Origin of the sequence: Micromonospora foliorum (assembly GCF_022229015.1) — a bacterium.
GTDB classification, from domain to species: Bacteria; Actinomycetota; Actinomycetes; order Mycobacteriales; family Micromonosporaceae; genus Micromonospora; species Micromonospora foliorum.
This window is the reverse complement of sequence record NZ_JAKKFF010000276.1, coordinates 1-12,130: the sequence shown is the minus strand read 5'-3', so window position 1 is coordinate 12,130 and position 12,130 is coordinate 1. Positions and strand designations below refer to the sequence as shown.

At 71.0% G+C, this 12,130-nt stretch carries 9 protein-coding genes and 2 pseudogenes; 5 read left to right on the top strand and 6 right to left on the bottom strand.

What is annotated here, in order from left to right:
* Positions 1-256, top strand: a pseudogene (locus PSH25_RS20440) (hypothetical protein); the annotation flags it as partial.
* Between the two features lie 189 nt (positions 257-445).
* Here the strand turns inward: PSH25_RS20440 and PSH25_RS20435 are convergent.
* The 4 genes from PSH25_RS20435 to purS form a co-directional block, all read right to left on the bottom strand.
* Entirely contained in the window at positions 446-1,201 is a 756-nt protein-coding gene (locus PSH25_RS20435) for a 2-phosphosulfolactate phosphatase (protein WP_238660624.1), read from the bottom strand.
* A 4-nt stretch (positions 1,202-1,205) separates the two neighbouring features.
* Positions 1,206-3,893: a phosphoribosylformylglycinamidine synthase subunit PurL gene (gene purL / locus PSH25_RS20430; protein WP_238660623.1), complete on the bottom strand. Its 2,688-nt coding sequence runs from the start codon at positions 3,891-3,893 to the stop codon at positions 1,206-1,208.
* Between the two features lie 67 nt (positions 3,894-3,960).
* Positions 3,961-4,644 (bottom strand): phosphoribosylformylglycinamidine synthase subunit PurQ, encoded by a 684-nt coding sequence (gene purQ / locus PSH25_RS20425; protein WP_238660622.1) that lies wholly within the window; start codon positions 4,642-4,644, stop codon positions 3,961-3,963.
* Positions 4,641-4,904: a phosphoribosylformylglycinamidine synthase subunit PurS gene (gene purS / locus PSH25_RS20420; RefSeq protein WP_030491392.1), complete on the bottom strand. Its 264-nt coding sequence runs from the start codon at positions 4,902-4,904 to the stop codon at positions 4,641-4,643. The genes purQ and purS overlap by 4 nt, the downstream gene beginning before the upstream one ends.
* Positions 4,905-5,260: 356 nt before the next feature.
* On the opposite strand from purS, the gene PSH25_RS20415 reads away from it, so the two are divergent.
* Positions 5,261-5,941 (top strand): S1 family peptidase, encoded by a 681-nt coding sequence (locus PSH25_RS20415; RefSeq protein ID WP_238660621.1) that lies wholly within the window; start codon positions 5,261-5,263, stop codon positions 5,939-5,941.
* Between the two features lie 24 nt (positions 5,942-5,965).
* Positions 5,966-6,529 (top strand): YbjQ family protein, encoded by a 564-nt coding sequence (locus PSH25_RS20410; protein ID WP_238660620.1) that lies wholly within the window; start codon positions 5,966-5,968, stop codon positions 6,527-6,529.
* A gap of 116 nt (positions 6,530-6,645) precedes the next feature.
* Here the strand turns inward: PSH25_RS20410 and purB are convergent, their stop codons facing one another.
* A complete protein-coding gene (purB, locus tag PSH25_RS20405; protein ID WP_238660619.1) occupies positions 6,646-8,070 on the bottom strand; it encodes an adenylosuccinate lyase in 1,425 nt (474 codons plus the stop codon).
* 175 nt (positions 8,071-8,245) lie between these two features.
* Here purB and PSH25_RS20400 point away from each other — a divergent pair, with 175 nt between their 5' ends.
* Positions 8,246-10,555 (top strand): right-handed parallel beta-helix repeat-containing protein, encoded by a 2,310-nt coding sequence (locus tag PSH25_RS20400; RefSeq protein ID WP_238660618.1) that lies wholly within the window; start codon positions 8,246-8,248, stop codon positions 10,553-10,555.
* A 67-nt stretch (positions 10,556-10,622) separates the two neighbouring features.
* On the opposite strand, the gene PSH25_RS20395 is transcribed toward PSH25_RS20400, so the two are convergent.
* The gene (locus tag PSH25_RS20395) at positions 10,623-11,915 is read right to left on the bottom strand and encodes an acetyl-CoA C-acetyltransferase (protein ID WP_238660617.1); all 1,293 of its coding nucleotides are present in this window, start codon (positions 11,913-11,915) and stop codon (positions 10,623-10,625) included.
* A gap of 55 nt (positions 11,916-11,970) precedes the next feature.
* Here PSH25_RS20395 and PSH25_RS20390 point away from each other — a divergent pair.
* Positions 11,971-12,130, top strand: a pseudogene (locus tag PSH25_RS20390) (3-oxoacyl-ACP reductase); the annotation flags it as partial.

Sequence of the window (12,130 nt, the reverse complement as noted above, 5' to 3'; positions counted from 1 at the left end):
CGGCCAGGAGCCTCCACCGCAGCGCGGCGGCGGCTACGACGACCGGGGTTACGACCAGGGCGGCTACGGTCAGCCCGCCGGCGGGTACGACCAGGGCGGTAACTACGGCCAGGAGCCTCCACCGCAGCGCGGCGGCGGCTACGACGACCGGGGTTACGACCAGGGCGAATACGGCCAGCCCGCCGGGCGGAACCGACCGGAGACCCCGCCGCCGACCGAGCGCGGCGGTCGCCGCCTCGACTGGCTGGACGACTGACCCCACCACAGCACGTGGAAACGGCCACCCGGATCGCTCCGGGTGGCCGTTTCGCTGCAAGACCCACTCGCGTTTCGTGAAGTCGGGCCCTCCCGCAGTCTCGGACACCGCGACTTCCGGAAGCCGAGTTGATCACAGAGTGCGGGCCGGCGCGGGCGGGCGCCGGCGCGGTCACGCGGGTCGACGCGGTCAGGCGGCGGAGAAGACGCCCTGGTGAAGCACCGGAACGACATCCGACACGCCGATCCGGACGGCGACGTCCACGTCCGCGGCGAAGCCGTTCTCGGTCAACTCCCGCCCGGACACGCTGCCGCGCACGGCGGCGGGCACATCCGGGGTGCTCGCCAGCGCGGCGAGCGCCATGGCCGCCTCCACCGAGAGCCCACCCGGTACGCCGGAGAGGGCGTCCAGCACCGAGGCGGCGCCGAGTTGGTCCTCCACCGACGGGCGCAGCGACCCGTCGGGCCACCGCTCCCCCGAGGCGATCACGCCGATCGGGGCGTTGACCGTGCCGTACCCCTGGCGGTGCAGCCAGCGCCCGACGGCGCGTGCGTTGCGCAGGCACGCCGCGACCACCGGCACGCCGGTGGCGCTGGCGGCGGCGCTGATGGCGGAGCCGTTCGGGGAGGGCAGTACGAGGTCCGCCACCACTGGCGCGCTGCTCAGCGCGGCGGGCGAGAGCGACCACGGATGTTCAGCTGTCGTCTGCCGCCGCCCCACAGCAGCGGTCGCGCCGACCCGGACGGCGTACTCGGCGGCCTGTTCACCCCAGGGGAACGGGTGCACCCGCATCCCCCGGGCGACCGCCACCTCCACGGCGGTGGTGAACGAGAGGACGTCCACCACCACCAGCGCCGCGCAGACCCGACCGAGCTCGGCCGCCCCGGTCAGCCCCCAGTCGAACCGGGCACCGGATCCGGGTTGGCCGTAGACAGCGGCCGTCAACGCCTCAGCGCTCGTCAGGCGACGGCTCGGTGACACCGGGGTCAGACTCGGACGCCCCGCCGGGCCGCTCAGCCCCGCCGGGCCGCTCAGACCCGATCGGCTCGACCGCGCCGGTCTCCGGGGAAGGGCCCGAAGAGGCGATCGGCTCGGAGACCACCTCGGCCGGGTCCAGCGGCACGGCCTGCGCGACCGGCAGCGGGACGGCCTCGACCGCACCCGCCACACCGGCGGCCGGCGCGGGCACCTCGACCGCCGCCGAGCCCCCGAAGAGGCGCGGCAACGTCTCGGTGTGCGCCTTGCGCAGCTCGTCCAGGCCGATCCGGAACTGACCGTGCACCTCGAGTGCCCCGCCGGACGGGTCGGTGACGCCGATCAGCTCGAACGGCACGCCCCGCTCGGCGCAGAGCGCCGCGAACGCCTTGTCGTGGCCGCGCGGCACCGAGACCAGCGCCCGCGTGGCGGACTCGCTGAACAGGTAGACGAACGGCATCGAGCCCTCGGTGAACTGCTCCGGCACCGCGACCCGGGCACCGACGCCGCGACGCAGGCAGGACTCGACCAGGCTCTGGGCGAGGCCCCCGTCGGAGAGGTCGTGTGCCGAGCTGAGGTGACCGACGCGGGCCGCCTCGGCCAGCAGCTCGGCGAGCGCCTTCTCCCGCGCGAGGTCGACCTGCGGCGGGATACCGCCGAGGTGCTCGTGCGTCACCCAGGCCCACTCGGAGCCGGACAGCTCCACGTTCGTCTCGCCGAGCAGGTAGAGCTGGTCGTGGTCGCCACCGGCGCGCGGCACGAAGCCCATCGGCACCCGGTCGGCGACGTTGTCCAGCACGCCCAGCACGCCGACCACCGGGGTCGGGTGGATGGCCGCCGCGCCGGTCTGGTTGTAGAAGCTGACGTTGCCGCCGGTCACCGGGATGCCCAGCTCCAGGCAGCCGTCCGCCAGGCCGCGCACGGCCTCGGCGAACTGCCACATCACGCCCGGGTCCTCCGGGGAGCCGAAGTTGAGGCAGTTGGTCACGGCGATCGGCTTCGCGCCGGTCACCGCAACGTTGCGGTACGCCTCGGCCAGGGCCAGCTTGGTGCCGTTGTACGGGTCCAGTCGGGTGTACCGGCCGTTGCCGTCCACCGAGAGCGCCACGCCGAGGCCGGTCCGCTCGTCGATCCGGATCACGCCGCCGTCCTCCGGCTGGGCGAGCACGGTGTTGCCCAGCACGTAGCGGTCGTACTGCTCGGTGACCCAGGTCTTGTCGGCCAGGTTCGGCGACGCGATCATGCGCAGCACGGTCTCCCGCAGCGCCTCCGGGTCGGCCGGGCGGGGCAGCGTCTCGGCCCGGTCGGCCTGGAGCAGGATCAGGTCGGCCGGCTCGCGCATCGGCCGGGCGTAGACCGGGCCGTCGTCGACAAGCGAACCCGGCGGCACGTCGACGACCAGGTGGTCCTGCCAGGTGATCAGCAGTCGACCCGGGCGGCCGTCCGGCTCCGGTGCGGTGACCTCACCGATCGCGGTGGCGAGGACGCCCCACTTCTCGCAGGTCTTGAGCACCGCGTCGAGCTTGTCCGGCTCGACGACCAGCAGCATCCGCTCCTGCGACTCGCTGGCCAGGATCTCGTGCGGGTCCATCGAGGGCTCGCGCAGCGGAACCCGCTCCAGCCAGACCCGCATGCCAGTGCCGGCAGCGGCGGCGGTCTCGGTGAGCGCGCAGGTCAGGCCGGCGCCGCCGAGGTCCTGGATGCCGACGACCAGTTGGCCGTCGTACAGCTCGAGGCACGCCTCGATCAGCAGCTTCTCGGTGAACGGGTCGCCGACCTGCACGGCGGGTCGGCGGGCCTCGCTGCCCTCGTCGAAGGTCGCGCTGGCCAGCACCGACACGCCGCCGATGCCGTCGCGGCCGGTCTTGGCGCCCATCAGCACGACAACGTTGCCCGGGCCGGCGGCGGCCTTGTTCTGCAGCCGGTTGACCGGCAGCACGCCCAGGCAGAGCGCGTTGAGCAGCGGATTGCCCTGGTAGGAGGGGTCGAAGACCAGCTCGCCACCGATGTTGGGCAGGCCCAGGCAGTTGCCGTAGCCGCCCACGCCGGCGACCACGCCGGTGAGCACCCGGGCGGTGTCCGGGTGGTCCGCGGCGCCGAAGCGCAGCGGGTCCATCACCGCGACCGGGCGGGCGCCCATGGCGAGGATGTCCCGGACGATGCCGCCGACGCCGGTCGCCGCGCCCTGGTACGGCTCGACGAAGCTCGGGTGGTTGTGCGACTCGACCTTGAAGGTGACCGCCAGCTCGTCGGAGACCTGCACGACACCGGCGTTCTCACCGATGCCGGCGAGCAGCCGGTCGCTGTGCGGGGCCTTCTCGCCGAACTGGCGCAGGTGCACCTTGCTCGACTTGTAGGAGCAGTGCTCGCTCCACATGATCGAATACATCGCCAGCTCGGACTGCGTGGGCCGACGGCCGAGGATCTGCCGGATCCGGTCGTACTCGTCGTCGCGCAGGCCCAGCTCGGTGTACGGCTGAAGCTCGCCCGGGGTGCCACCGGCGCGCGGCACGGTGTCCACGCCCTCGGTCCAGACGGCGGCGGTCGGCTCGGCGGGAGCGGTCGCCGGTGCGACCGGCTGCGCCGGGCTCGGCTCGGCCGGCTGCGCCGGAGCGGAGTACGCCTCCGGTGTGTCGCGTACCGGGTCCGGATGGGTGGTCATGACCTCTCCTCGCTGCGCTCGTGCCCGCCAGACCGGCGGTTGAGCTGACCGATGATCGTGCCGCCGGTCATGCCGGCGCCCCCACCAGGTGCTTGAGGACCGACGTGAAGAAGCCGAGGCCGTCCAGCGAAGGGCCGGTGAGCGCCTCCACCGCGTGCTCGGGGTGCGGCATGATGCCGACCACGTTGCCGGCGGCGTTGGTGATCGCGGCGATGTCGCGCTGGGACCCGTTGGGGTTGCCGCCGACGTAGCGGGCGACGACCCGACCCTCGGCTTCGAGCTGGTCCAGCGTCGCGGTGTCCGCGACGTAGCAGCCCTCGCCGTTCTTGACCGGGATGAGCACCTCCTGGCCGGGCTGGAACGCGTTGGTCCACGCGGTCCCGGCCGACTCGATGCGCAGGACCTGGTCCCGGTTGCGGAAGTGCAGGTGCTGGTTGCGGGTGAGCGCGCCGGGCAGCAGGTGCGCCTCGCACAGGATCTGGAAGCCGTTGCAGATGCCGAGCACCGGCAGGCCACCCTGGGCGGCGCCCACGATCGTCTCCATCACCGGGGCGAACCGGGCGATGGCACCGCACCGCAGGTAGTCACCGTAGGAGAACCCGCCGGGCAGGACGACCGCGTCGACGCCGTGCAGCGCCGGGTCGCCGTGCCAGAGCCGGACCGGCTCGGCGCCGGCGATCCGGACGGCCCGGGCCGCGTCCCCGTCGTCGAGCGAGCCGGGGAAGGTGACCACACCGACCCGGGCGGTCACGAGCGGGCGTCCGCGGTCTCGTCGGCCTCGACCAGGCGGACGGTGAAGTCCTCGATGACCGGGTTGGCGAGCAGCTTGTCGGCAATCTCCCGAGCGCGGTCCAGGTCCGGTTCACCGGTGAACTCGATCTCGATCCGCCTGCCGATCCGGACCGAGGCGACGTCACCGACGCCGAGCCGGGGCAGCGCGTTTGCGACGGCCTGGCCCTGCGGATCGAGGATCTCGGGCTTGAGCATGACGTCGACGACGACGCGAGGCACTGGGCACTCCTGACTGTGTACGCAGTTGGGTGCCGACCCACAACGGGCGAGCGCAGCCAGCGTACCTGGCAGATATCGCCACGGACGCACCGGCCGGGTGCGGTTCAGGCAGTGATCGACATTACCGACGCTCAGGGTGACCCGTCAGGCGCCACAGGTGGCCTCAGCAGGACATACACGGCGCAGCGGGTGGCCGAATCGTTACATTGGCCAATCTCGATCAAATCCTTGATAACGATCGCGTCGGGCCCTACTGTACATCGACGTAAGTCGATTCGAGCGTCCGCGGGAACCCCCGCTGCCGCCCCACCCGCACCCGGCGATCCCGGGCCCGCCCCGTCCAAGGAGTCCCCCCGATGCGCATCCGCCCCCTGCTCGCCGTACTCAGCACCGCGCTGGTCGGCGCCCTCGGCGTCACCTCCGCCGCGTCCGCCACCCCGCCCAGCCCGCTCATCATCGGCGGCGGCACCGTCTCGTCCGCCCCCTGGGCCGCCGCGGTGCTCAGCAACGGCTCGTTCACCTGCTCCGGCAGCGTCATCGCCGCACAGTGGGTGCTCACCGCCCGGCACTGCATCAGCGGCACCATGTCGGTGCGCGTCGGAAGCGTGAACCGCACCTCCGGCGGGGTCACCCGCACGGTCAGCGCCACCTACACCCGCAACGACCTCGCGCTCATGCGGCTCTCCAGCACCGTCAGCACCTCCGCGGTGAGCCTGGCCAGCAGCAACCCGCCGATCAACTCGACCAACTCGATCTACGGCTGGGGCATGACCTGCTACAGCGGCTGCTCGGCGTCCACCGTGTTGAAGACCGCCACCGTCCGGGTGACCAGCAACAGCGCCACCGACGCGTACGGCGGCCAGGCGATCCGCAGCACCCGGATCAACGGCAACGCCTGGCGCGGTGACTCCGGTGGCCCGCAGTTCTACAACGGCCAGCAGGTCGGCGTCGCCTCCACCGCCGACGGGTCGAGCATCCAGAACTACGGCAGCGTTGCGTACAACCGGGCCTGGATCACCTCGGTGGCCGGTGTCTGACGGTTAACGCCCCGCTCGGCGCGGATGGTCGGCCACGTGCCGGCCGTCCGCGCCGCGTCGTTTTGCAGCATCCGATCAGGTGAACAATGCACACGATCGGGTCGCGCCACTCCTGACAGCATCGGAACCGTGCTGGTCGTGACGACAGAGCAACTGCCCGGCTACGAGATCCGCCAGATTCTCGGTGAGGTGGTGTCATCGATGGCCAGGACGCGCAACCCGTACCGCGAGGGTGTCAAGAACCTGCGCGGTGGCGCGTACGACCCGATGGCCCCGGACAACCTGACCCGCTGGCGCACCGACTCGGTGGCCCGCCTCGGCGAGGAGGCCCTACGGCTCGGCGCGAACGCGGTGATCGGCATGCGGTTCGACAGTAGGGACTGCGGCGAGATGTGGATGGAGATCTGCGCGTACGGGACGGCCGTGGTCGCCGTACCCAAGATGCCCGAGGTCATGCCGGCCGACCAGCCGGCGGTGGCGGCGGGGACCGCAGAGGTCGCCGGCTTCACCGGGTCTCCCGGCGGCATCGCCGAACCGGCCAGCGCCCCCAACCTGAGAACCGCCGCCGAAACCCCAACCGGCGAATAACCCCACCCACCCACCCACCCATCCCCCTGTTGATCAAGAGGTTTCGGTCACCCAGGAGATCGAAAATGACGCGAACCTCTTGATCACCCAGGAGGGGGTGGGGGTGGGGTGGGGGGTTAGAGGATGGGGGGTGGGCTGTAGGTGGCGGCTTCGGGGTGGGCGGTTACCACCTTGGTGATGCGGCTTGTTACCGCTGCTACCTGGGCTTGGGCGGCACCCACGAAGGCGTTGCGGTCGGCCACCAGGGTGTCGATGTCGGCGCGGGACAGGCCGAGTCGGCCGTCCGCCGCCAGGCGGTCGAAGAGGTCGTTCTCCGGTGAGCCCTTCTCGCGCATCGCCAGGGCCACCGCGACCGCGTGCTCCTTGATCACCTCGTGGGCGACCTCCCGACCGACGCCCCGGCGGACCGCCGCGACCAGGATCTTCGTGGTGGCCAGGAACGGCAGGAAGCGCTCCAGCTCCCGGTTGATCACCGCCGGGTACGAGCCGAACTCGTCGAGCACGGTGAGGAACGTCTGGAACAGCCCGTCGGCGGCGAAGAACGCGTCCGGCAGTGCCACCCGGCGGACCACCGAGCAGGACACGTCCCCCTCGTTCCACTGGTCGCCGGCCAGCTCACCGACCATCGACAGGTAACCCCGGATGATCACGGCGAAGCCGTTCACCCGCTCCGAGGAGCGGGTGTTCATCTTGTGCGGCATCGCGCTGGAACCGACCTGGCCCGGCTTGAAGCCCTCGGTCGCCAACTCCTGGCCGACCATCAACCGGATCGTGGTGGCCAGCGACGACGGCGCGGCGGCGGTCTGGGCCAGCGCGGACAGCACGTCGAAGTCGAGCGAGCGCGGGTAGACCTGCCCGACGCTGTCCAGCACCCGGGAGAAGCCCAGGTGCTCGGCGACCCGCCGCTCCAACTCGGCCACCTTGTCGGCGTCGCCGTCGAAGAGGTCGAGCTGGTCGGCGGCCGTGCCGACCGGTCCCTTGATCCCCCGCAGCGGGTAGCGGACGATCAGCTCCTCCAGCCGCTCGTACGCGATCAGCAGTTCCTCTGCCGCCGACGCGAAGCGCTTGCCCAGCGTGGTGGCCTGTGCCGCCACGTTGTGCGAGCGGCCGGTCATGACCAGTTCGGAGTGCTCGTGGGCCAGCCAGGCCAACCGGGCGAGGGTGGCGACCACCCGGTCGCGGATCAGCTCCAGCGAGGCACGCACCTGGAGCTGCTCGACGTTCTCGGTGAGGTCCCGGGAGGTCATGCCCTTGTGCACGTGCTCGTGCCCGGCGAGCGCGCTGAACTCCTCGATCCGGGCCTTCACGTCGTGCCGGGTGACCCGCTCCCGCTCGGCGATCGAGGCGAGGTCGACCTGGTCGAGCACCCGCTCGTACGCCTCGACCACGCCGTCCGGCACCGGCACACCCAGGTCGCGCTGAGCGCGTAGCACGGCGAGCCAGAGTCGCCGCTCCATCCGGACCTTCTCCTCCGGAGACCAGAGGGCGACCAGTTCGGGCGAGGCGTACCGGTTGGCCAGCACGTTGGGGATCGTCGTCACGTGCCTCATTCTCTCCTACCCGGCGGCCCGTCCGGCCGGCAGGCCAGGGCGGGTGCCGGTGGGGCCCAGTGGCCGTTTTGTCGCCCGGGGCGGTGCAGTTACCAGCCGGTATCGGATCATGGTCTCCGTCTGATCTCCGGCGAAGCCGAATCCAAATTCACGACAGAGGGCATGCATGCGTAGAAGATCCCTCGCCGGCCTCACCGCGATCGCGGTGACCGGCGGCACCCTGCTGGCCACCGGCGCACCCGCCCAGGCAGACGACCCTATGATTCTGTACGTCAAGCAGGCCGACGCGAACTGCTCCGACCAGGGGCCCGGCTCCGACGACACGCCGTTCTGCACGATCGGTGCAGCAGCCGCCGTGGTGACCGCCCCCGGGGCGGTTCTTGTCGAAGGCGGCAACTACGCCGAGCGCGTCACCCTCACCAGCTCTGGCATACCAGAGGCGCAGATCTCCTTCATGGCCTGGAACGCCCGCACACCGGTGACGCTTGTCGGCCCGAACGCGGGCCTGGTCATCGACGGCCAGCACGACATCTACGTTCAAGAATTCAATGTCAGCGGGTCAACCGACGTACCCGCGATCGATCTGCGTAACGCCTCGAACATCATGATCGCCGGCGGCAAATTCACGATGGCGAACGTCGCGACCGCGCCCGCCATCCGACTTGCCAATGTGAGGGTGGCGGCGCTGGAACACCTCACCGTCAGCGGGACGGCGCTTGCCGGCGGAGTGACCATGGATGCCTCCACAAGCGAGGTGATCATCGACGACACGCTGGTGTCGACCGACCCGAAACACGTCGCCGCCGATGACGGCGTGGGCATTCGAATCGACGGGCCGCACAACACGATTCTCGGCGGCGATGTTGCCGGCTTCTCAGGCGCTGCCATCTCGGTTGGCCCTACCGCCTCCGCGACGGTGATCGCCAACAACCGGATCAGGGGCGGGATCGGCTACGGCATCCACAACCGCGGCGCCGCGGGCACGAGCATCGCCAACAACGACATCCAGGACCGCTGTCTGGGCGGCGTCCGGGTCGACGGGACGTCGTCCCAGATCTCGGTGCAGAACAACGTGCTCCGCAACAACGGCGCCTTCTCCCAGGGCTACTGCGATCCGCAGGTTTCGGAGGGGATCGAGATCGGGGTCTACGACGAGGCGCTGAGCGGCACCGTGATCGATTACAACAACACCTGGCACCAGTCCACGTCCGCGACCAGCTACTCGTGGAACGGAACCAGGATGGGTCTCACCCAGTTCCGCACCGTCTCCGGGCAGGCCGCACACGACCGGTACACGTGGGATGTGCGAGACAACGTCGACTCGGCGAACTCGACGGCACCCGGCTACCAGGATCTCGACACCGACGGGAAGCCACGCCGTGATGACCCGGCCGTGCCGAACACCGGCGTCGGCCCGATCGCGTACGCCGACCGTGGCACCGCCGAGGCCGTCCGACACCCGGTGGCGTCCTTCGACGCCACCGTGGATCTCGGCACGAGCACGGTCAGGGTGGACGCCTCCGCCTCCACGCCGGGCTTCACCCCGATCGATTTCTACGAGTTCAGGTGGGGCGACGGCACCTCCGTCACCCAGTCGACGCCGATCGCCACCCACAAATACGCCAAACCGGGCACCTATGACGTCACCGTCAGCCCCAGGGGGACCGACGGGCTGTCCGGCAGCAGCACCGAGCAGGTGAGCGTGCTGCGGCGGACCGCATCCGTGGGCCTGCTCGCGTTGTCCAACCTCCGCTACGTCGGTGCCGCGCCCATGCGGCCCAACCAGGTCGGCCTGACCGCGTCCGCTCAGTACGACCTGGCGGACGCCGGCAACGGCCAGGTCGCCCTCGTCGCACGGGCCAACGGCCGCTACGTCGCCCAGTTGGTCGACGGGACACTGAACGCCGAGAGCCAGGTCGTCGGTGCCTCGGAGACGTTCACCGTCGTCCGCAACAGCGACGGCACCGTCAGCCTCAAGGCGAGCAACAACCTGTACGCCACCGCCGATCCCAGCGGTGCTCTGACGCTGTCGGCGAGCCGGCCGACGATCAACACCTGGGAGAAGTTCCACCAGGTTCCGGTCGCCGACGCCAACAGGTCGCTGAAGGCCAACGTGAACAGCCGTTTCGTGATGGCTGACGGTGCCGGTGTGAAACCGCTGATCGCGAGCCAGACCGCCGCCAGCACCTGGGAGCGCTTCGACATCGCCGACCTCGGCAACGGGCAGATCGCCCTCTTCGCCCGTGCCAACAACCGCTTCGTGTCCGCCGACGGCGCCGGCTCCAAGCCGCTGATCGCGAACGCCCCCGCGGCCAGCACCTGGGAACGGTTCACCATGGTCCGCAACAGCGACGGGTCGGTGAGCTTCAAGGCCACCGTCAACAACAAGTACGCCAGCGCCGACGGCGCGGGCAGCAAACCACTGATCGCCAACGGCCCCGCCATCAGCACTTGGGAGAAGTTCACCCTCGGCTGAGCCACACCACACGATCGACGCCCGCCAGACCCTCAGGTCCGGCGGGCGTCGCCGTGCGAGGGCCCGGTCAGCGCTCCAGGATGGCGGTCACACCCTGACCACCGGCGGCGCAGATGGAGATCAGCCCGCGCCCGCCGCCCCGCTCCGCCAAAAGCTTGGCCAGGGTCGCCACGATCCGCCCGCCGGTGGCGGCGAACGGGTGCCCGGCGGCCAGCGACGAGCCGTTGACGTTGAGCCGGTCGGTGTCGATCGCGCCCAGCGGCGCGTCCAGGCCGAGCCGGTCCTTGCTGAACTCCGGCGACTCCCAGGCGGCGAGGGTGGCCAGCACCTGCGACGCGAACGCCTCGTGGATCTCGTAGTAGTCGAAGTCCTGCAACGTCAGCCCGGCACGGGCCAGCATCCGGGGCACCGCGTACGCGGGCGCCATCAGCAGCCCCTCGTCGCCGTGCACGAAGTCCACCGCCGCCGTCTCGGACCAGCTGAACCAGGCCAGCACGGGCAGGTGGTGCGCCGCCGCCCACTCCTCGCTGGCCAGCAGCACGGTGGACGCGCCGTCGGTGAGGGGCGACGAGTTGCCAGCGGTCATCGTGGCCTGCTCGGCGTCCGGGCCGCGGGTGCCGAAGACCGGCTTCAGCGAGGCCAGCTTCTCCAGGCTGCTGTCCGGGCGGAGGTTCTGGTCTCGGGTGAGCCCCAGGTACGGCGTCATCAGGTCGTCGAAGAAACCCCTGTCGTACGCGGCGGCGAGGCGCTGGTGTGAGCGCAGCGCCAGCTCGTCCTGCGAGCGCCGGTCGATCTGCCAGCGCACGGCGGTGCGGGCGGCGTGGTCACCCATGGACAGGCCGGTACGCGGCTCGGCGTTGCGCGGGATCTCCGGCTTGAACGGCTGGAGCGGGCGCAGCTTCGCCGCGATCTTGAGCCGTTCGCCAAGCGTGCGGGCCGAGTTGAGCTTGAGCAGCGTGCGGCGCATCTCCTCGTTGACGGCGAGCGGGGCGTCGGAGGTGGTGTCGACACCGCCGGCGATGCCCACGTCGAGCTGGCCGAGGGCGATCTTGTTGGCGACCAGGATCGTCGCCTCCAGGCCGGTGCCGCAGGCCTGCTGGATGTCGTACGCCGGGGTGTGTGGGTCGAGCCGGGAGCCGAGGACCACCTCTCGGGTGAGGTTGAAGTCGCGGGAGTGCTTGAGCACTGCACCGGTCACCACCTCGCCGATGCGCTGCCCGGCCAGCCCGTATCGGGCGATCAGGCCGTCGAGCGCCGCGCCGAGCAGGTCCGCGTTCGACGCGTCCGCGTAGCGGGAGTTGGAACGGGCGAAGGGGATGCGGTTGCCCCCGATGACCGCGACCCGCCGGATGCTCTGCACGATCCGCCTCCTCTACATGTGTTGCTCGGACCCTACTCGCCAGTAGGCTACGCCCATGACCGACAGGTACGCGAGCTTCGTCCAATCGGCCGCCGGCCGCGCGCTGGTCAAGCGCCTCGGGCTGCCCGACCCGCCCCGACTGCGCCGGCACCACCCCGGCGACCCGCTGCTGCCCGGGCCGGCCCTGCTCGGCGCGGCCACCGGCGCCCGGTACG